Origin of the sequence: Amycolatopsis sp. NPDC048633, from assembly GCF_040650695.1 — a bacterium.
Classification (GTDB): Bacteria; Actinomycetota; Actinomycetes; order Mycobacteriales; family Pseudonocardiaceae; genus Amycolatopsis.
On sequence record NZ_JBEZHS010000052.1, the window covers coordinates 1 to 19,716 of the forward strand.

A 19,716-nucleotide genomic window follows, 5' to 3' on the forward strand; every position below is an offset into this window, starting at 1 on the left:
GGTGGGGCGCGCTGACGCTGGTCGTCGCGGTCGTGCCGTTCCTGATCGTCGCCGAACAGGGTCAGAAGACGTGAAGGTCCAGCGTTCAGGTTCGGTCTTGGTCGCGCCGGCCCGCTGGACGCGTGTACGGCGGTCTGAGGGGCCGGGAGGGGCCTCGCTCAGTCTTCGGCGCCGATCGCGAAGGCCTGCTCGGTGTCGGCGCGGGAGTAGGACCGGAACGCGATGTGCGTGACGGTGTCCAGCACCCCCGGCACCTTCCCGATCCGGCCGGGGATCAGGTCGGCCAGCTCCTCGTGCGCGGACACCTGGACGGTGGCGATGAGGTCGACGTCCCCGGCGCACGAGTAGACCTCGCCGACGCCGTCGATGTCGGCGATCGCCTGCGCCGCGTCCGGGATCGCGTCCGCCTCAACCTGGATCAACACGATCGCGGTGATCACCTGGGTCCTCCAAGACTCGTCTGCGGGTGTCGACCGCGATCCTAGGCCGCGGTGTGCGCCAGCCAGTGGTCAGCCAGGGCACGGTCACCGGTGATGGTGACGTCCGCGGCGGGCCGTCGCCGGGTGAGGACGAGCAGCAGGTCCTGGAGGGGGCCGGTCAGCGTGACGTCGGCGGGGCTCGTGCCGCGGGTCCACCGGACGCCGCCGGGGTCGCGGGTGATCAGCCAGCCTTCGTCTTCTCCGGAGCGGAGCTGGAGGGTCTGGCCGGTGCCGCACAGCTCGGCGAAGCCCGGCCGGAGGCTCGCCGTGACCGGTTCGGACAGCACCTCCAGCCACTCGCTGATCGCGTCGGCCGCCAGGTCCGGGGCCACTTCGATGGCGGTTCCGGTCGTGAGCGCCGCGTCGGCGTGGTGGATCGTGGTGTCGTGGAGCATCCGGCGCAACCAGAACTTCGCCGGCTGCTCGCCGAAGAACGTCCAGACCGGCGTTTCGCCCGCGTCCAGGACCGTCTTGGCGAGGTCGTCGGCGCCTTGGCGGAGCCAGTCGGCCCAGGCATCCGGGGCGCCGGGGTCGGCGTCGAGCGGGTCGGGGACCGGCGACGGCCCGGACCGGACGATGTCCGCGGACCAGCGGTGGGCCTGGCCGATGTGGCCGACGAGCACCCGCAGCGGCCAGTCCGGGCAGGTCGGGACGCGGGCGTCCGGGTCGGCGCCGGTGACGGTCTCCGCGAACACGGCGGTCCGGGCGTGCAGTGCCTCGGCGAGTCTGGTGGTGTCCATGGCCGTACCGTAGGAATTCCACCCGGCTGGAGGTTCGACCGAAGGTGACCGAAGACACACTCGGGATCGGCGACCTCGCGCGGCGGACGGGGGTGCCGGTCCGCACGATCCGCTTCTACTGCGACGAGGGGCTGCTGGAGCCCGCGCGCAGCGTCGGCGGCCACCGCCGCTTCGACTTCGGGGCGGTCGACCGGCTGGTCCTGGTCCGGCGGCTGCGTGGCCTCGGGCTGGGCCTGCGCTCGATCACCGGCGTCCTGACCGGCGCCCGGTCCCTGTCCGACGCGGTGGCCTTCGAGCGCGCGGCGCTGGACCGTGAGATGGCGACGCTGGCTTGGCGGCGATCGGTGCTCCGCGCGGTCGAAGAGGCTTCGCCGGCCGACCGCGCGACCCGGCTCGAGCTGCTGTCCGCGGTGGAGGACGGGTTCTCCGCGCACGAGGCGCTGGTCCGCCTCTGGCACCCGATGGCCGCGGGCGGGGTCCCGGCCGACACGGTCCGGATGTTCCTCGACATCAGCGCGCCGCGGCCGCCGGAACAGCCGACGACGGCGCAGGTCGTGGCGTATGCGGAGCTGGTCCTGCTCGCGGCGGACCGGGACCTCGCGACGGGCCTGCGGGAGAGCACGCTGGTGGACCACGACAGCATCCCCGACCTGGCGGCCCTCCACGCGGAGGTAGCGGCGGCGTGCGAGCTGGCGTTCCCCCAGGTGGCGGCCGGGGCGAGGCCCGCGCCGGGGGCGGCGCTGGACCGGTTCGTGGCGGCTCACGCCGCTTCGCTGGGGACCGGGGACTCGCCGGAGTTCCGCCGGGCGTTGAACCACCGGACGGCGGCGGATCGGAACCCGCGGTTGCGGCGGTACTGGCACCTGGCGGGGGAGATCACCGGGGAAGCCGCGCCGATGGGGGTCACGCACACCTGGCTGCTGGACGCTTTGGACTGCTCGGTCGCTTGAGGCCCGCTGGTGGCGGCAGGTCCGGCGAGTGTGCGGTAGCGCCGGCTGCCCGGACCGGCGGTGGTGGGCCGAGCTCGCCGGTCGCGCCGGGTCCGGCGAGCGAGCGTGCCCCGCTTCACCTCAGCTCACGTGCTCCAGGGAATGCGCTGTCGAGACCAGGTCCAGCCATCCCAGCCACCCGGCCACCGCCGCCGGCTCTGCCCAGGGCCTCGTGGTCCTCACCAACCTCACCCCCGGCCGGGCCAGCCAGCGCAGCAGTACCCCCACCTCCTCCGGTGGCGCGCCGTTCAACGGGCCCGGGTCCGGCAGCACCGTCTCCGCCGACGCCACCAGTGCCTCCACCACCGGCATCGGCGGCACCCCGCGGCGGGCCACCCCCGCCGAGGCCAGTCGGCCGTAGCGGATCACCGACAGCTCCCAGCCGCCGTTGCCGTCCGGGGCTGCCGCGATCAGCTCCGCGATCGAGGCCAGCGCCGTCTGCCGGTGGGCGCGGCCCAGCGCGCGGATCAGCCCCGCCAGCTGGTCGCGGTGCCGGGCCGCTTGCTCGAAGTGCCGGCCCTCCGCCAGGCGCTCCACCTGGGCCGCCGCCACGTGCAGCGGGCGGCCGTCGAGGCCCGCGATCAGCCCCGACACCGACTCGACCGCCGGGACGTACGCCTCCACGCTCTGCCGCCCCGCGCACGGCGCTCCGCAGCGCCCCAGCTCCGCCAGCACGCACGGGGTCCCGTTGGCCGTCCGGGGCGAGATCCGCTGGGTGCACGTCCGCAGTCCCGACGCCCCGGCCAGCGTGTCCGCGGTCGCCCGGGCGTCCGCCTGGTTGCGGAACGGGCCCAGCACCCCCGGCCGCGGCAGCCGGACCACCGACAGCCGAGGGAACGCCTCCTCCGTCAGCCCGATCCACCAGCCCTGGTGCCGGTTCTTCGACCGCCGGTTGTAGGCGGGCCGGTGCGCCGCGATCAGCCGCAGCTCGCGCACCTCCGCCTCCAGCGCGTGCGCGCACACCACGTGGTCGACGCGCTCGGCCAGCGCCACCATCTCGCGGATCCGGCTCCGCCCCTCCGAACCGGTGAAGTACGTCCGCACGCGCCGCCGCAGGTCCTTCGCCGTGCCGACGTAGAGGACCTCCTCCTTCGGCCCCTTGAAGAGGTACACGCCCGGCGCCGACGGCAGGTCCGCCGCCAGGTGCCGCTTCGCCCGCTGGGCCACCGTGACCTCGGGCAGGTATCCCATCAGCTCCTCGAGCGAGTGGACGCCCAGGTTGCCGACGCGCTCCAGCAGCCCGTGCAGCACGTCGACCGTCGCGCGCGCGTCGTCGAGCGCCCGGTGCGTCGGGCGGGTCCGCGCCCCGAACAGCAACGCCAGCGCCGTCAGGTTGTACCGGCCCACCTCGTCGCGCGGCACCACCCGCCGCGCCAGCCGCACCGTGCAGACGACCGTCTGCTTCGGCCACACATAACCGTGTCCTTCGCACGCCGCCCGCATGTGGGACGTGTCGAACCCCGAGTTGTGCGCCACCAGCACCGTTCCGCCGATGAACTCCAGGAACGCCGGCAGCACCTCCTCGATCGGCGGTGCGTCGTAGACCATCGCCTGCGTGATGCCCGTCAGCGACACGATCTGCGGCGGGATCGCCATCCCCGGGTTCACCAGCGTCGCGAACTCGCCCAGCACCTCGCCCGCGCGCACCTTCACCGCGCCGATCTCCGTGATCCCCGACGGCCCCGGCGCGGCCCCGGTCGTCTCGAGGTCGAACACCACGAAAGTCGTGTCCCGCAAGGGAGTTCCGAGCTCGTCGAACGCGAGCTGTGCCTGGATCGAACGCATGTGCGGAGAGTAGGGGTGACCACCGACATTTTTCGGGGTCCGGGGTGGCGCCGCTGGTCGTAGCCGGTCCGTGTGGCGCGCGGCGCGCGATACGGGGGTGGGGCCTACCCTGGACCAATGCACCCGCAGCCGCTCGTGCCGGAGCCGCCAGGGGACCACAGTCCCTCGGGCGTGGCTTCGCGCGCCGAGCAGGCGGAAGAGCCCGAGGACGCCGAGGCCGGACGGCCCGAGCCCGCCACCTGGCCCGCGCTTCCCGAGCCCGTCCGCGACCGGATCGCCGAGCTCTCGGCGGCCGCCGTCGCCAAGCTGCCCGCCACGGACGTGCCCCGTCAGCTGCGGCCCGTCGCCAAGTTCGCCCCGGCCAAACGGGCCAAGCTCGGCGGCGCCGCCCTGCTCGCCGCGCTCGGCGAGTCGTCCCAGTTCCGGACGGCCGTCATCGAATGGCTGCGCGAGCACCGCACCGACGCGCTCGACCCCAACGCGGCCGACTCGGTCGCCGCGGCGGCCGCCGCCGTCCTGCTCGGCGAGTCCGGCGCGGCCGGGCGCGTCCGGCTCGTCGCCAAGAACGCCGAGGAAAACGCCCTGCGCGCCGAACGCGACGCCGCGCTGTCCCGCAGCCAGCGCCTCGAAGGCGAGCTCACGCAGCTGCGCGTCGAGCTCGCCGAGGCCAGGAACGCCGCGGAGAACGCGCGGGGCGAGCGCGAGGGCGAAGTCGAGAAGCTCTTGAAGCGCCTTCGCGAGCAAGGCGTCCAGCTCCGCCAGGCCAAGGACGCGGCCGAAGTGGCGTCCGCCGAGACCCGGCGCGGGTCCGCTGCCCGCGCCGAAGAGATCGCCGCGCTCACCGCCCAGCTCGAGCGCGAACGCCAGCGCGTCGCCAACGAGCGCGCCCGTGCCGAACGCGCGGTCTCCGACGCCGAGATCGCCCGCCAGTCCGCCCGTGAGGCCCGCGAGGCCGACGAAGTGCGGCTGGCGCTGCTCATCGACACCATCGACGGCGCGGTCACCGGGCTGCGCCGCGAGCTCGCCCTCGGCGCCCGTGGCGCGCGGCCCGCCGACATGGTCCGCGGCGCGAGCACCGGGAGCGGCCAGGGCGGCAAGATCGCCGACGTGTCCACGTTGGACCGCTACCTGGCGCTGCCGAACGTGCACCTGATCGTCGACGGCTACAACGTCACCAAGACCGGCTACCCCGAGCTGGCGCTGGCCGACCAGCGCGACCGGCTGATCCACCAGCTGTCCGCGCTGGCCGCGCGCACCTCGGCCGAGGTGACCGTCGTCTTCGACGGCGCGGGCGTGCTGTCGGTCCCGGCTTCGGTGCCCCGCGGGGTGCGGGTGCTGTTCTCCGACCGCGGGGTCCTGGCCGACGACGTGATCCGCAACCTCGTCGCGGCCGAGCCCGCGGGCCGGCCCATGGTCGTCGCGACGTCCGACCGCGCGGTGGCGGACTCCGTGCGGGGCGGCGGCGCCCACCCGACGCCGTCCGCGGTGCTGGTCAGTCGCCTCTCCAGGGTCTGACCGACGGAAATTGTCGGTGGTGGCGCCTACCGTCCTCCTCAGTCAGTCCCGGCGTGAGGAGGAGCACATGAACGACACCCCCGAGCTGTCCGAAGTGGACGTCTCGCACATTTCGGTTTCGGACATCGAAGAGGTCGTGGTCGACTGCGACCGCTGCGTCGTCCGCGGCATCTCCTGCCACGACTGCGTCGTGACCGTGCTCCTCGGCGCGCCACCCGCCGTCGTGTGGGACGCCGACGAGCGCCGCGCCCTGGACGCGTTCGCCGACGCGGGGATGGTGCCCCGGCTGCGATTGGTCGAAGGACCCGTCTCGCACACCGCCTGAGGCGCCCGTTTCGTGTCGGCGCGCCGAGTGGTCGATCGGATCCGATGAACGGTAGGTAGCCGAAATGGACCTCGAAGAAACCCCAGCGTGTAACGCCCATCACATGTTTTCTCCGACGCTGGTCCGATGGTGTTTCGCGGCGCTACGGAGAGTTTTTGCCCCCGGGGTGGTGGACGTGGTGGCGGACTTTTCGTAACCTGTCCGAGATCTCGTGGCCCCCGGCCGTCGATGTAGGCGGCGACGCGAGATCGCCGCCGGACGCAGCTTTGTCGGGAAGCTGGGAACCGGAACCACCATCGCGTGCTGAACCTGTTGCAGCAGAACACGGCTCGCACGCGGTGAGGGACAGCGGCGAAGAGGAACCCCCGACCTCTTCGTGGCCCGGTCCCCCTCGGCGGCCGAGACGCAAAGGAGACCCGCGCGACCGTGCAGTCGCATCCAGTAAGGCGCGTGGTTTCAGGTGCCCTCGCCGCGGCTTCGGTGATCACCCTCGTCACCGTCGCCCAGCCGTCGGCCATCGCCGCCCCCATCCCCGTACTCCAGGCTCCGCCCACCGGTTCGGACGCCCTCGCCAAGTACCGCGACCTCGCGGCCCAGGCCGAAAAGCTCAACGAAGACCTGCTCAAGGCCCAGGACGACCTGAAGGCCAAGCAGGGTGAGCTCGACAAGGCCACCGGCGACGTCAACGCGGCGAAGGACCAGGCCGCGTCGGCCTCCGAGAACCAGAAGAAGTACCAGTCCCAGGTCGACAAGTTCGCCGGCGCGTCGTTCACCAGCGGCGTCCAGCTGAACAAGCTGTCGGCGCTGCTGGCCGGGACGTCCACTCAGGACTTCCTCGACCGCTCCTCGGCCCTGGAAGTCATCGCGACCGAGAAGAACGGCGCGATGGGCAACCTCACCGGCGCCGTCCGGCAGGCCACCGATGCCGCGAACAAGGCTTCCGACGCGGCGAAGCGCGCCACTGACGCGCGCGACGCGGCAGCGAAGCTGACCGATGACATCAAGGGCAAGCAGAAGTCGCTGAACGACCAGATCGACCAGCTCAAGGCGGCCAACAAGAGCCTGAGCGCGATCGACAAGGCCGCTCAGAGCGATCGCGGCGGTTCGCCCACCGGTCTCAAGGCGCCCACCGCGGCCGCCCAGACCGCGCTGGACGCGGCGCTGAGCAAGCTCGGCCGGCCGTACGGCTGGGGTGACACCGGGCCGAGCTCGTTCGACTGCTCGGGCCTGATGCTGTGGGCCTACAAGCAGGCCGGCCTCACGCTGCCCCGGTCGAGCCGCGAGCAGTCCACCTTCGGCGCCGCGGTGCCGAGGGACCAGCTCCAGCCGGGCGACCTCGTGTTCTACTACTCGCCCGTTTCGCACGTCGGCATGTACATCGGCGACGGCAAGATGGTCCACGCGCCCGACACCGGTGACGTCGTGAAGATCTCGCCGCTGCAGAGCCAGTACGCGGGAGCGCGACGCCCGACGTCGTGACCCGAAGCAGTTCCTGAAGGGGCGGTACCGCAACGCGGTGCCGCCCCTTCGTTGTCGGTGGCGGCCGCTAGCCTCTGGGGCGTGCTCAAGACCCTGCTCGTGACCAACGACTTCCCGCCGCGGCCCGGGGGGATCCAGAACTACCTGAACTCCCTCGCGACGCGGCTGCCGGCGGACGACCTGGTCGTCTACGCGCCGTCGTGGGAGTCGCGGACGGGGTCGCACGAGGAGTTCGACGCCGAGGCATCGTTCGAGGTCGTCCGGCACCCGACGTCGCTGATGCTGCCGACGCCGGACGTCCTTCGCCGGGCGAAGCAGATCATGCGGGCGCGCGACTGCGAAGCCGTCTGGTTCGGCGCCGCCGCGCCGCTCGCGCTGCTGGGGCACTCGCTGCGCCAGGCCGGCGCGCGCCGGATCGTGGCGTCCACACACGGCCACGAAGTCGGCTGGTCGATGCTGCCGGGCTCGCGGCAGGCGCTGCGGCGCATCGGCGACACCGCCGACGTCGTGACCTACGTCAGCCGCTACACCCGCGGCCGGTTCGCCGCCGCCTTCGGCTCGATGGCCGGGCTGGAGCTGCTGCCGTCCGGAGTGGACACCGAGCTGTACAAACCGGACCCGGCGGGCCGCGCGGAAATCCGCGCCCGGCACGGCTTGTCCGACCGCCCGACGATCGTCTGCGTGTCCCGGCTCGTCCCGCGCAAGGGCCAGGACCAGCTGATCCGCGCGCTGCCGAAGATCCGTGAGCGCGTGCCGGACGCGGCGCTGCTCATCGTCGGCGGCGGCCCGTACCGCAAGCGGCTGACCGAGCTCGTCACCGAGCTGGACCTCGGTCGCGACGTCGTGCTCACCGGGTCCGTGCCGTGGGCCGAGCTGCCGGCGCACTACGCCGCGGGCGACGTCTTCGCCATGCCGGCCCGCACCCGCGGCAAGGGGCTCGACGTCGAAGGGCTCGGCATCGTCTACCTGGAGGCTTCGGCGACCGGCCTGCCGGTGGTCGCGGGCGACTCCGGCGGCGCGCCCGAAGCGGTGCTCGACGAGGTCACCGGGCACGTCGTCGAAGGCCGCGACACCGGCGAGCTCGCCGAGACCCTCGTGAGCCTGCTGGCGGACCCCGTGCGGGCCCGCAGGATGGGCGAGGCGGGCCGGGAGTGGGTCACCGCGAACTGGCGGTGGGACGTCATGGCGGACCGGCTGTCCGGGCTGCTGGACGGCGACCCGGTGGCCGCCGTCCGCTGAGCGTCACGGCGTGTAGAGCGCCGGGTGCCGCGGATCGTCGACGCGCACGACGACGTCGGCGAGCGAGCCGGGGTCGACCTCCTCCTCGTACCGCTCGTAGGCCGGGACCGCCCAGGCGTCCGGCACCCGGCGGCGCAGGGCGGCGGGGGAGAGCCACAGGTGCACGGCCAGGTCGAAGGCCAGGCCGGCGCCCAGCAGCAGCTCGCCGTCGAGGAGCACGACCCCGCCTTCGGGGAGCGGCACCCGCTCGGCGCGGGTCGCGCGGTCGCGCTCGGCGTCCCACAGCGACGGCAGGACCTCGCCGGACCCGTCTTCCCCCAGCGGGTCGAGCACTTCGCGGCGCAGCGCGCCGAGGTCGAGCCAGTCGGTGTAGCGGGCGTCGGGGTTGGTGCGGCCGTGCTCGAAGCGCAGGGACGCAGGCCGCAGGAAGTCGCGCGCCGACACGCGCAGGGCCGCGCGGCCACGCAGGCGCAGCGGATCGACCAGGGCGTCGGCGAGCTCGGTGGTTTCCGTCGCACCCGCCGCGCCGTCGACGGCGACCGCGATCCGGCGCCGCCCGGTGAGCGCGTCGACGCGTTCGGTCAGCTCGTCGGCCAGGACGGCCGGGGAAATGGGGCGGTAGCGCACGAAGAGAGATCCTGCACCCGGGCCGGGGCCGGGTTTCGTCGTACCCCGGTGGGAGGATGGGGACATGACTTCTTCAGTGGGGAAGACGGCCGATGTGGGGTGGAACATCGGGGTTTCGCGGACCTTGCCGTACGCGGCCGGCACGGTCTGGGACTTCCTGGTCAGCCGGGACGGCGTCGCGATCTGGCTGGGGCCGGGCGTCGAGCTGCCGAGGGAGCCGGGCGCGGAGTACGAGACCGAGAACGGCACGGTCGGGGAGATCCGCGGCTTCGTCGAGGGCGACCGGGTGCGGCTGACGTGGCGGCCGAGCGACTGGGACCACGACTCGACGGTCCAGGTGCGGCTGAGCGGCTCGGGCGCGAAGACCACGCTGCGCTTCCACCAGGAATGGCTTTCGGACGCGGAAGAACGCGAGGAACAGCGGGCATACTGGCAGGACGTGACCGAGCGCGTGGTGGCGGCACTCGCCGAGCGCTGAAGCTGACTGCATGGGGGCGGGCATGACGACGTTGGAAGTGGCCGAGGACTTCGCACAGGACGCGCACCTGTTCGCGGCGATGCTCCGCGCGGGCGGGCCGGTGCGGCGGATCCGGATGCCTCGCGGCCTGGACTGCTACGTCGTCACGGACTTCGCGCAGGCGCGGGCCCTGCTGGCGGATTCCCGGCTGCACAAGGACAACCGGCGCGCGTACGAGCTGTTCGAGGCGAAGCTCCCGGCCGGGGAGACGAACCAGGGCGGCTTCGGCGAAGCGCTCGGGCGGCACATGCTCAACACCGACCCGCCGGACCACTCGCGGCTGCGCAAGCTGGTGAACAAGGCGTTCACCGGGCGGACGGTGGCCCGGCTGCGGCCGCGGATCGAGGAGATCACCACCGAGCTGCTCGACGCGCTGGCCGGGCAGGAGCGGGCCGACCTGCTGCCGGCGTTCGCCGCGCCGCTGCCCATCACGGTGATCTGCGAGCTGCTGGGCGTCGCCCCGGAGGACCGGAACGAGTTCTCCGCCTGGTCGAAGACGCTGCTGAGCTCGTCGACGCCGGAGGACGCGCAGCACGCGGCGCAGAGCATGCTCACCTACCTCACCGCCCTGATCACGCAGAAGCGCGCCGAGCCGGCCGAGGACCTGCTGTCGGACCTGGTGCACGCGAGTGACGACGGCGACTCGCTGTCGCAGGACGAGCTGGTCTCGATGGCGTTCCTGCTGCTGGTGGCCGGGCACGAGACCACGGTCAACCTGATCGCCAACAGCGTCCTGGCGCTGCTGCGGGAGCCGGAGCAGCTGGCCCGGCTGCGCGCCGACCCGTCCCTGATGCCGGGTGCGGTGGAGGAGTTCCTCCGCTTCGACGGCCCGATCCACCTGGCCACGCTGCGGTTCACGGCGGAGGCGGTCGAGGCGGGCGAGGTGACGATCCCGGAGGGCGAGTTCGTGCTGATCTCGCTGCTGGGCGCGAACCGGGACGAGGAGCGGTTCCCGGAGCCGGACCGCCTCGACGTCACCCGGGCGGCGGGTGGGCACCTGGCCTTCGGTCACGGCATCCACTACTGCGTCGGCGCGCCCCTGGCCCGGCTGGAGGCCGAGATCGCGCTGGCCGGCCTGCTGGCCCGGTTCCCGGACCTCGCGCTGGACGCCAAGCCGGACGAGCTGGTCTACCGGTCCAGTTCGCTGGTGCACGGGTTGGAGACGCTACCCGTCCGGCTATGACGTGTGTCACTCGATAGCGGCCGAATGGCCCCTTCGCGCGTGAAAGCGACGAAGTTCGCACGGAGGGTGCGGGCTCCGGTGAGGGGGAGTCACCTTGAGAGTTCCACGCGTGTTGATGGTGCTGGCCGCCGTGCTGATGGCGGTCATGGGCTTCGCGGTGCCGGCGACGGCCGCGAGCTACGACTTCCGCGGCACCGCCGTGGTCGAAGGCGGGCCGTACCTGCCCGGTGAGCCGGTCACCGTCAAGTACACGGTCACGAATGCCGGTGCGAGCAGCGTCTACGTGCCCGCGGGCATCGCCGACGAGCGGAGCGGCACGCTCTTCTGGGTGGACTCGGGCTGGGGGGATCTCGGGCCGAACGGAGCCGGCACGACCTTCCAGGCCGGGGAGTCCCGCGAATTCCTGCTGGCCGGCCACCTCATCGGGCCGCTCGCCGGGGACGCCCGATTCCGGCTGTCGGTGTCGCTGCTGGACGCCGTGACCCCGCCGCTGGCCCCGGCCGACGTCGTCGTGCCTGTGGCTGCGGGCACCACCACGATCGGCGGCCTGGCGTACGCCGACGCGGACGAAGACGGCGTGGCCGACCCGGGCGAGGAGCTCGCCGGCGTGCAGGTGCAGCTGAACTGGACCGAAACCCGCACGACCGGCGCCGACGGCCGGTACTCCTTCGCCGACCTGCCCCCGGGGACCTATGACGTCTACCCGGCCGGCGCGCCCGGCGGCTGGATCGTGGGCGGCGGCAAGAGCGTGCGGGCCGACGGCACGGCGCCGGTCGTCGACGTGCCGCTGCGGGCGCTGCGCCCGCTGTCCGAGACGCTGCACGCGGAAGTCGCGCTGGACAAGGACACCTACCGCGTGGGCGACCCGGCGGTGCTGACGGTGCAGCTGGCCAACACGGGCTCACGCGTCATTTCGGGCGTGTACGGCGCTTGCGACCGCGGTGACATCGGCCGCTCCCTCGACATCACCTCGGCCGGCTGGGGCGAGCTGGACTACTTCGGTGCGGGCGCGACGATCCGGCCGGGGGAGACCCGGACGTTCCAGGTGCCGGGCACGGTCACCGAACGCGCCGGCCGCTGGGGTGTCCTCGAGCAGATCTGCGACTTCACCCGGGACGAGGCCTACCACGAGGGAACGCCCGAGGCTCGCGACACGGCGAAGATCCTCGGCACGGAGGGCACCAGCTGGGGCCGGATCGTCAGCGAGACCGGTGAAGGCGTGGCCGGGCAGCTGGTGACGGCCACCGACATCGACAACGGCCAGGTACTCACCGCGACGACCGACGCCGACGGGAACCTCACCATCGCCGGGCCCACCGGCCGCTACCGGCTGTCGGTCGCCGATCCGTGGGTGCTGGTGGGGGAGCAGCAGGTCTACGTCGCGTCGGAGGCCATGAACCAGAACGGCTGGGTGTTCACGAGGCAGCCCGTCTGAGCGAGCTAGGGTCGGCGGATGGACTCCGCCGACCTGCTCGCCCTCGACGCCCAGCACGTCTGGCACCCCTACGCGCCGATGCCGGCGAAGGTGCCTTCGCTGCTGGTGACCGAAGCAAGCGGAGTCCGGCTGAAGCTCGCCGACGGCCGGGAGCTCGTCGACGGGATGTCGTCGTGGTGGTCGGCCGTCCACGGCTACCGGCACCCCGTGCTCGACGCCGCGCTCGCCGAGCAGGCCGGGCGGATGAGCCACGTCATGTTCGGCGGTCTGACCCACGAGCCCGCGATCGCGCTCGCGAAGACCCTGGTCGACCTGACCCCGGAGGGGCTCGAGCACGTCTTCCTCTGCGACTCCGGCTCGGTGTCGGTCGAGGTCGCCGCGAAGATGTGCCTGCAGTACCAGCGTTCCCGTGGGCTGCCCGAGAAGCGCCGGCTGCTGACCTGGCGCGGCGGCTACCACGGCGACACGTTCACGCCGATGAGCGTGTGCGACCCCGACGGCGGCATGCACTCGCTGTGGCGCGGCGTGCTGCCCGAGCAGGTCTTCGTACCGGCCCCGCCGTCCGGCTTCGACACCCCGCCCGATCAGTCCTATGTGGACGTTCTCGCGGATGCGATCGGTTCCCACGCCGGGGAACTGGCCGCGGTGATCGTCGAACCGGTCGTGCAGGGCGCCGGCGGGATGCGGTTCCACCACCCCGCCTACCTGCGCGCGCTGCGCGAACTGACCGAGGCGAACGACGTCCTGCTGATCTTCGACGAGATCGCGACCGGCTTCGGCCGCACCGGCGCGTTCTTCGCCGCCGAGCACGCGGGTGTGACGCCGGACGTGCTGTGCCTCGGCAAGGCGCTGACCGGCGGCTACCTGAGCATGGCGGCGGCGCTGTGCACGCCGGAGGTCGCGGCGGGGATCTCCCGTGGCGCGCTGCCGGTCCTCGCGCACGGGCCGACGTTCATGGGCAACCCCCTGGCCTCGGCGGTGGCGAACGCCTCGCTGGGCCTGTTCGCCGGCGGTGCCTGGAAGCACGACGTCAGCCGGCTCGAAAAGGGCCTGCTGGACGGCCTGGCGCCGGCGCGCGACCTCGGCTCGGTGGCGGACGTCCGGGTGCTCGGCGGCATCGGCGTGCTGCAGCTCGACCACCCGGTGGACATGGCGGTGGCCACCGAAGCCGCCACCGGGCTCGGCGTCTGGCTGCGGCCGTTCCGGGACCTCGTCTACGCGATGCCGCCGTACGTTTCGACTGACGACGACCTGGCCGTGATCACCCGCGCGATGCTCGCGGTGGCCGAAAAGGCGTGAATTCAGCACATCGGGTGTGACCACGCGCACACCGAGACCCGAAGGTCTCTCACCGTCGCACTCCGTGCCGGTGCGCGGTCCACACCACGCGATCGGCGGAGGTTCCCGGGCGCTGTTCGCCTGAAAGATCCGGGAAACCGAACCGGTCCGTACCGGAACAAACGCGAGAAATGCTTGCGTAGCGGACTTTTCGCGCGGTTTCGGCGATCCTGCGTCCATGATCGAGATCGTTCGCGGAGAGCACGACACCGGACCCCCGGCAGCCCCCAAAAACCTGGAGAACCTCAAGCACGATGTCCTCGCTTCGACAGTCGTCTTCCTCGTCGCCGTCCCCCTGTCCCTCGGCGTGGCTTTCGCCGCCGGGGCACCGCTGCTCTCGGGCCTGATCTCCGCCGTCGTCGGCGGGCTGGTCGCGAGCGTCTTCGGGGGATCGCCGCTGCAGGTCAGCGGCCCGTCCGCCGCTCTCACCGTGGTGCTGGCCGACACGATCGCCACCCACGGCTGGCCCGTCACCTGCGCGATCACCGTCGCCGCGGGCCTGCTCCAGATCCTCTTCGGCTTGACCCGCCTCGCCCGCGCCGCGCTCGCCGTGTCGCCGGCCATCGTCCACGGCCTGCTCGCCGGCATCGGCGTCACGCTCGTGCTCGGTCAGCTGCACGTCGTGCTCGGCGGCTCGGCGCAGGGCTCCGCGCTCGCCAACGTCGTCGCGTTGCCGGCGCAGATCGCCGCGCACCACGACGAGGCCGTGCTGATCGGCGTCGTGACGCTCGCGGTGCTGCTGGCGTGGCCGCGGCTGCCGAAGCTCGTCCGCCGGGTGCCCGCGCCGCTGGCCGCGGTCGCGCTGGGCACCGGCCTGTCCCTCGCGACCGGCATGACCCTGCCGCGCGTCGACCTCCCGGCCGGGCTGCCCGCGCTGCACATCGTGCCGCGGCTGCCCGACAGCGGCTGGGGAGGGTTCGCGCTCGCCGCGCTGACCATCGCGCTGATCGCCGGCCTCGAGAGCCTGCTGTCCGCGGTCTCGGTGGACAAGCTCCGCGGCGGCCCGCGTACCGACCTCGACCGCGAGCTGATCGGGCAGGGCGCGGCGAACGTCGCCGCCGGCGCCCTCGGCGGGTTCCCGGTCACCGGCGTCATCGTGCGCAGCATGACCAATCACGAAGCGGGGGCGCGCACCCGGGCGTCGGCGATCCTGCACTGCGTCTGGATCCTCGCCGCGTGCCTGCTGTTCACCGGCGTCCTGCGGCTGATCCCCCTCGCGGCGCTCGCCGCGCTGCTGGTCTACGTCGGGGCGAAGCTCGTGAACCTCCACGGGCTCAAGGAAGTGCGGCGCCACGGCGACCTGCCGGTGTACGCCGTCACGCTCGCCGGCGCGGTCGCCGTCAACCTGCTGACCGGCGTCGCGGCCGGGATACTGCTGGCGCTCGCGATGATGCTGCGCCGGATGATCTTCTCGGGCATTCACGTGGAGAAGGACGGCGACCGCCACCGCGTCGTCATCGAAGGCGCGCTGACGTTCCTGTCCGTGCCGCGGCTGACCCGGGTGCTCGCCGAGGTGCCCCCGCACGCCGAAGTCCGGCTCGAGCTGCTCGTCGACTACCTCGACCACGCCGCGTTCGACTGCCTGCGCGGCTGGCAGCAGGCCCACGCCGGGCCGGTGACGGTCGACGAGATCGGGCACCCGTGGTTCGAACGCGGCAGCTCGGGCGCGCCGACCGTGCGGCGCAGCGTCGCCGCGCGGGTCGTGCCGCGGTGGCTCGCGCCGTGGTCGGAGTGGCAGGCCGAGCACGTCGTGCTGCCGGCCCAGCGCACGGCCAGTTCCCTGTTGTGCCGCGGTGCTTCGGAGTTCCACCGCCGCACGGCGCCGCTGCTGCGCGACACGTGGAGCGGGCTGGCGCACGGCCAGCAGCCGCACACGCTGTTCATCACCTGCGGCGACGCGCGGATCGTGCCGAACCTCATCACCACGAGCGGCCCGGGCGACCTGTTCACCGTGCGGAACATCGGCAACCTCGTGCCGCCGGCGGACGGCGACGACTCGTCGGTCGGCGCGGCGATCGAGTACGCCGTCGGGGTGCTGGGCGTCGCGGAGATCGTGGTGTGCGGGCATTCCGGCTGTGGGGCGATGAAGGCGCTGCTCGGCCGGGCACCGGACGGCCTGGTCCAGCTCGGCAGCTGGCTGCGCCACGGCGAAGCGACGCTGCGCCGCCGCGCCCGCGAAGCGCCGCTGCTGCTCGGCGGCGACCGGCCGGCCGCCGAGGCCGACCAGCTCGCGCTGCAGAACGTGGTGCAGCAGCTGGAAACCCTGCGCGGGTACCCGGTGGTCGCCGACTCGCTGGCGCGCGGCGGGCTCCGGCTGACCGGGATGTACTTCGACGTCGGTGCGGCGCAAGTGTCCCTTTTGGACGATGCGGCGCGCGGGTTCGTCCCGGCGGGCGCGCTGGAGCACTGACGCCGAGCGCCCCAATGTGGCCTTCGATGCGTTGAACGCACCCAAGGCGGCCTTCGGTGCGTCTGACGCACCCAAGGCCACATTGGGGCGCTGGTGCCGGTGAGCGGAAAGCCTTGTGTAGTACGGGATTCAACTGTCGCGTGACAGGTACTTGATCTTGTGAACGGCAGGTGAACAGTCCGCCTGATTTGTGACGTTCGGGCTAAATGTGGCCAGTTGTTCACTCGATCGGGTGGTGCATAGCGGACATTTCACACGATTTCCGGTTGCATGGTGATCATGAGACCCCTCGCCGTGCTCCGCCACGACCTGCCGGCCTCACTGGTCGTCTTCCTCGTCGCTGTCCCCCTGTCCCTCGGCATCGCCCTCGCTTCGGGCGCGCCGGTCGCCGCCGGGCTCGTCGCCGCCGTCGTCGGTGGCGTCGTCGCCGGTGCTCTCGGCGGCTCCGCGCTCCAGGTGAGCGGGCCCGCCGCCGGCCTGACCGTCGTCATGGCCGAAACCATCCAGACCTTCGGCTGGGCCGTCACCTGCGCGATCACCGTCGCCGCCGGCGCGTTGCAGATCCTGCTGGGGCTGAGCCGGATCGCCCGCGCCGCGCTCGCCATCTCGCCGGCCATCGTGCACGGCATGCTGGCCGGCATCGGTGTCACGATCGTGCTCGGCCAGCTGCACGTCATCCTCGGCGGCAAGGCCCAGAGCTCCGCGATCGAGAACATCGCCGAGCTGCCCGGCCAGATCGTCGCCCACCACGACTCCGCCACCCTGATCGGCCTGCTCACCATCGCGATCCTGCTGCTCTGGCCGAAGCTCCCGGCCGCCGTCCGCAAGGTGCCGGGGCCGCTGGCCGCGATCGCCACCGCGACGCTGGTCTCGGTGCTGGCCGGGATGACGCTGCCCCGCGTCGAACTGCCCGGTGACCTGCTCGACGTCCACCTCGTCCCGCGGCTGCCGGGCGGCGGCTGGGGCGGGTTCGCGCTCGCCGTCGTCACCATCGCCCTGATCGCCAGCGTGGAAAGCCTGCTCTCGGCGGTCGCGGTCGACCGCCTGCACACCGGCCCGCGCGCCAACCTGGACCGCGAGCTCATCGGGCAGGGCGCGGCCAACGTGGTTTCCGGGGCGCTGGGCGGGCTGCCGGTCACCGGCGTCATCGTCCGCAGCTCCACGAACGTCGCCGCCGGCGCGAAGACGCGGGCGTCGGCGGTGCTGCACGGCGTCTGGGTGCTCGTGTTCGTCGTCCTGCTCGCCGGGCTGATCCAGAACATCCCGCTGGCCGCGCTGGCCGGGCTGCTCGTCCACGTCGGCGCGAAACTGGTCAACCCCGAGCACCTGAAGACGGTGCTCGCGCACGGCGACCTGCCCATGTACCTGGTCACGCTCGGCGGTGTCGTCGTGTTCGACCTGCTCACCGGCGTCCTCGCCGGGATCGGGCTCGCGCTGGTGCTGATGTTGCGCCGCACGCTGTGGTCGGGCATCTACGTCGAAAGGGAAAGCACAGGGCGGGAAGGCGACACCTGGCGCGTGGTCGTCGAAGGTGTCCTGACGTTCCTGTCGGTGCCGCGGCTGTCGAAGGTGCTCGGCGCCGTCCCGGCCGGGGTGCCGGTGCGGCTGGAGCTGGTCGTCGACTACCTCGACCACGCGGCGTTCGAAAGCCTCACCACGTGGCAGCAGGCGCACGAGCGCGCCGGCGGCACGGTGGACGTCGACGAGGTCGGCCACCCGTGGTTCGGCGAGGGCAAGGCGGGCCGCCCGACGCGGTCCCGGCTGGCCGCGAGCCGGGCGGTGCCGCGCTGGCTCGCGCCGTGGTCGGAATGGCAGGCCGTGGAAGGCATCCCGGCCCAGCAGACCCGCCGCGGCGCGACCGAGTTCCACCGCCGCGCGGCCCCGCTGCTGCGCGACACGCTGTCCGGCCTCGCCGACGGCCAGCGCCCCCGCACGCTGTTCATCACCTGCGGCGACTCCCGGATCGTGCCGAACCTGATCACCACCAGCGGCCCGGGCGACCTGTTCACGATCCGCAACATCGGCAACCTCGTCCCGCCGGGACAGGCGGACCCGTCGATGAACGCGTCGATCGAGTACGCGGTCGGCGTCCTGGGAGTGGAGGAGATCGTGGTGTGCGGTCACTCGGGCTGCGGCGCGATGGCGGCCCTGGCCGACGGCCCACCGCCGGGCCCGCTGGCCGTCTGGCTCCGGCACGCGGAGCCGAGCGCGCACCGGACGGGCGCGGCGACGCTGGACGGAGCGGTCCCCGACCGCGACGGCGACCGGTTGGCGCTGCACAACGTGCTCCAGCAGCTGGAGCACCTGCGCGAGTACCCCTCGGTGGCCGCGGCCGAGACGGCGGGGAAGGTGCAGCTGACCGGGATGTACTTCGCGGTCGGGACCGCGCAGGTGTACTTGTTCGACGCGGCGGAGCGGACGTTCCGCCCGGCCGGGGCGCCGGTGGTGGTGCCGGGGGCCTGAGGTTCGCGCGGGCCGGCACAGCCGCGCCCGGCCCGCGCCCCGGCCCCGGGCCTGGCCCGCGGCCGGGGTCTGGCCCGCGCCTCGGGCTGGCCCCGCACTTCGCGCCCGGCCCGCGTCCCGGGCCTGCCCGCGCCCCAGGCCTGCCCGCGGCCGGCGCCTGGCCCGCGCCTCGGGCTGGCCCCGCGCTTCGCGCCCGGCCCGCGCCTCGCGCCCGGCCCGCGCCCCGGCCTGGCCCGCGTCCGGCCCGGCCCGGTCGGAGATTCGTCGCCCGGGGCCGCACCTGGGCCGCGGCCCACCAGCCCCGACCGCGAACCGGCCTCGACCAGGGAATCTTCCGTCGCCACCCCGCTCCATCCGGTGCCCGCGGTGCGCGCCCGCCGGTGGAGTCACTAAGTTGATGGCCCGTGACCATGCTGGTGATGACGGGGACCGGGACCGGGGTCGGCAAGACGATCACCACGGCGGCCATCGCCGCCTTGGCGGTGGCCGGTGGGCAGCGCGTCGCCGTCCTGAAACCCGCGCAGACCGGTGTCGGACCCGATGAGGCCGGCGATCTGCAGGACGTCGTCCGGCTCGCCGGGGACGGCGTCACCACGCTCGAGCTGCGGCGGTACCCCGACCCCCTGTCGCCCGAGGCCGCCGCGCGGCGCAGTGGCCTTCCCGCGCTCGATCCCGGGGAGATCGCGCGGGCCGCGTCCGACCTCGACAGCGGGCACGACCTCACCCTGATCGAAGGCGCCGGCGGGCTGCTGGTGCGCTTCGACCGCAGTGGCTCCAGCCTCGCCGACGTCGCCTGGTCGCTCGGCTCGCTCGTGATCATCGTCGCCGAGGCGGGCCTCGGCACGCTCAACGCGACCGCGCTCACCGCCGAGGTCGCCACGAAACGCGGGCTGACCGTCGCCGGCGTCATCATCGGCTCGTGGCCCGCCGAACCGGACCTCGCGGCGCTGTCCAACCTCGAAGACCTGCCGGTCGCGGCCGGTGCGCCGCTGCTCGGCGCGCTGCCGGCCGGGCTCGGGGAGGCGTCGCCCGACGAGTTCCTGTCCGCCGCGCGGGCCGGGCTCTCGCCGTGGTTCGGCGGCGAGTTCGACCCCGAGCTTTTCGCGGGATGCGCTTCCGCCGGGAAGTGACCTGCGTCGCTGTCGTCCCGGGGTGCCTTCGTGCACGATGAGGGACGCTTCCACCACGATCA

16 protein-coding genes are annotated in these 19,716 nt (G+C 73.1%); 12 read left to right on the forward strand and 4 right to left on the reverse strand.

Features of this window, described 5'->3' with window-relative positions:
• Nucleotides 1–158: 158 nt before the first annotated feature.
• Together AB0C38_RS46085 and AB0C38_RS46090 are read right to left on the reverse strand one after the other, a co-directional pair.
• Nucleotides 159–440, reverse strand: coding sequence for an Lrp/AsnC ligand binding domain-containing protein (locus AB0C38_RS46085; protein WP_155541919.1), 282 nt, complete (start codon nt 438–440; stop codon nt 159–161).
• A 41-nt stretch (nt 441–481) separates the two neighbouring features.
• Nucleotides 482–1,219 (reverse strand): maleylpyruvate isomerase family mycothiol-dependent enzyme, encoded by a 738-nt coding sequence (locus tag AB0C38_RS46090; RefSeq protein ID WP_360686812.1) that lies wholly within the window; start codon nt 1,217–1,219, stop codon nt 482–484.
• A gap of 44 nt (nt 1,220–1,263) precedes the next feature.
• Here AB0C38_RS46090 and AB0C38_RS46095 point away from each other — a divergent pair, with 44 nt between their 5' ends.
• Complete coding sequence (locus tag AB0C38_RS46095; protein ID WP_360686815.1) at nt 1,264–2,169, forward strand: MerR family transcriptional regulator; 906 nt, start codon at nt 1,264–1,266, stop codon at nt 2,167–2,169.
• Between the two features lie 120 nt (nt 2,170–2,289).
• Here the strand turns inward: AB0C38_RS46095 and AB0C38_RS46100 are convergent, their stop codons facing one another.
• Entirely contained in the window at nt 2,290–3,993 is a 1,704-nt protein-coding gene (locus tag AB0C38_RS46100) for a DEDD exonuclease domain-containing protein (RefSeq protein ID WP_360686818.1), read from the reverse strand.
• 117 nt (nt 3,994–4,110) lie between these two features.
• Between AB0C38_RS46100 and AB0C38_RS46105 the strand changes: the two genes are divergently transcribed.
• From AB0C38_RS46105 to AB0C38_RS46120, 4 genes are all read left to right on the forward strand, one after another.
• Nucleotides 4,111–5,508, forward strand: coding sequence for an NYN domain-containing protein (locus AB0C38_RS46105; protein ID WP_360686821.1), 1,398 nt, complete (start codon nt 4,111–4,113; stop codon nt 5,506–5,508).
• A gap of 67 nt (nt 5,509–5,575) precedes the next feature.
• Entirely contained in the window at nt 5,576–5,833 is a 258-nt protein-coding gene (locus AB0C38_RS46110) for a hypothetical protein (RefSeq protein WP_360686824.1), read from the forward strand.
• Between the two features lie 426 nt (nt 5,834–6,259).
• The gene (locus AB0C38_RS46115; protein ID WP_360686827.1) at nt 6,260–7,312 is read left to right on the forward strand and encodes an NlpC/P60 family protein; all 1,053 of its coding nucleotides are present in this window, start codon (nt 6,260–6,262) and stop codon (nt 7,310–7,312) included.
• A gap of 81 nt (nt 7,313–7,393) precedes the next feature.
• Nucleotides 7,394–8,551 carry a glycosyltransferase family 4 protein gene (locus tag AB0C38_RS46120; protein ID WP_360686830.1) on the forward strand — a complete coding sequence of 386 codons (1,158 nt, stop codon included), beginning with the start codon at nt 7,394–7,396 and terminating at the stop codon, nt 8,549–8,551.
• 3 nt (nt 8,552–8,554) lie between these two features.
• Here AB0C38_RS46120 and AB0C38_RS46125 read toward each other — a convergent pair whose 3' ends face one another.
• Complete coding sequence (locus AB0C38_RS46125; RefSeq protein ID WP_360686833.1) at nt 8,555–9,178, reverse strand: uridine kinase; 624 nt, start codon at nt 9,176–9,178, stop codon at nt 8,555–8,557.
• Between the two features lie 64 nt (nt 9,179–9,242).
• Here AB0C38_RS46125 and AB0C38_RS46130 point away from each other — a divergent pair, with 64 nt between their 5' ends.
• The 7 genes from AB0C38_RS46130 (at nt 9,243) to bioD (ending at nt 19,654) form a co-directional block, all read left to right on the forward strand.
• On the forward strand, nt 9,243–9,656 hold the full coding sequence (locus AB0C38_RS46130) for an SRPBCC domain-containing protein (RefSeq protein WP_360686836.1): 414 nt from the start codon (nt 9,243–9,245) through the stop codon (nt 9,654–9,656).
• A gap of 22 nt (nt 9,657–9,678) precedes the next feature.
• Nucleotides 9,679–10,878 carry a cytochrome P450 gene (locus tag AB0C38_RS46135; RefSeq protein WP_360686839.1) on the forward strand — a complete coding sequence of 400 codons (1,200 nt, stop codon included), beginning with the start codon at nt 9,679–9,681 and terminating at the stop codon, nt 10,876–10,878.
• A 94-nt stretch (nt 10,879–10,972) separates the two neighbouring features.
• On the forward strand, nt 10,973–12,313 hold the full coding sequence (locus AB0C38_RS46140) for a carboxypeptidase regulatory-like domain-containing protein (protein ID WP_360686842.1): 1,341 nt from the start codon (nt 10,973–10,975) through the stop codon (nt 12,311–12,313).
• Between the two features lie 18 nt (nt 12,314–12,331).
• Entirely contained in the window at nt 12,332–13,612 is a 1,281-nt protein-coding gene (locus AB0C38_RS46145) for an adenosylmethionine--8-amino-7-oxononanoate transaminase (RefSeq protein WP_360686844.1), read from the forward strand.
• Nucleotides 13,613–13,829: 217 nt separating this feature from the next.
• Entirely contained in the window at nt 13,830–16,061 is a 2,232-nt protein-coding gene (locus tag AB0C38_RS46150; RefSeq protein WP_360686847.1) for a bifunctional SulP family inorganic anion transporter/carbonic anhydrase, read from the forward strand.
• A 270-nt stretch (nt 16,062–16,331) separates the two neighbouring features.
• Complete coding sequence (locus AB0C38_RS46155; RefSeq protein ID WP_360686850.1) at nt 16,332–18,524, forward strand: bifunctional SulP family inorganic anion transporter/carbonic anhydrase; 2,193 nt, start codon at nt 16,332–16,334, stop codon at nt 18,522–18,524.
• Between the two features lie 410 nt (nt 18,525–18,934).
• The gene (gene bioD, locus AB0C38_RS46160; protein WP_360686917.1) at nt 18,935–19,654 is read left to right on the forward strand and encodes a dethiobiotin synthase; all 720 of its coding nucleotides are present in this window, start codon (nt 18,935–18,937) and stop codon (nt 19,652–19,654) included.
• Nucleotides 19,655–19,716: the final 62 nt, after the last annotated feature.

Excerpts from the sequence above, each read along its gene's own strand:
- AB0C38_RS46105 (WP_360686821.1), top strand. The coding sequence starts at position 4,111 with ATGCACCCGCAGCCGCTCGTGCCGGAGCCGCCAGGGGACCACAGTCCC.
- bioD (WP_360686917.1), top strand. The coding sequence starts at position 18,935 with ATGCTGGTGATGACGGGGACCGGGACCGGGGTCGGCAAGACGATCACC.
- AB0C38_RS46135 (WP_360686839.1), top strand. The coding sequence starts at position 9,679 with ATGACGACGTTGGAAGTGGCCGAGGACTTCGCACAGGACGCGCACCTG.
- AB0C38_RS46145 (WP_360686844.1), top strand. The coding sequence starts at position 12,332 with ATGGACTCCGCCGACCTGCTCGCCCTCGACGCCCAGCACGTCTGGCAC.
- AB0C38_RS46155 (WP_360686850.1), top strand. The coding sequence starts at position 16,332 with ATGGTGATCATGAGACCCCTCGCCGTGCTCCGCCACGACCTGCCGGCC.
- AB0C38_RS46130 (WP_360686836.1), top strand. The coding sequence starts at position 9,243 with ATGACTTCTTCAGTGGGGAAGACGGCCGATGTGGGGTGGAACATCGGG.
- AB0C38_RS46090 (WP_360686812.1), bottom strand. The coding sequence starts at position 1,219 with ATGGACACCACCAGACTCGCCGAGGCACTGCACGCCCGGACCGCCGTG.
- AB0C38_RS46100 (WP_360686818.1), bottom strand. The coding sequence starts at position 3,993 with ATGCGTTCGATCCAGGCACAGCTCGCGTTCGACGAGCTCGGAACTCCC.
- AB0C38_RS46150 (WP_360686847.1), top strand. The coding sequence starts at position 13,830 with ATGATCGAGATCGTTCGCGGAGAGCACGACACCGGACCCCCGGCAGCC.
- AB0C38_RS46110 (WP_360686824.1), top strand. The coding sequence starts at position 5,576 with ATGAACGACACCCCCGAGCTGTCCGAAGTGGACGTCTCGCACATTTCG.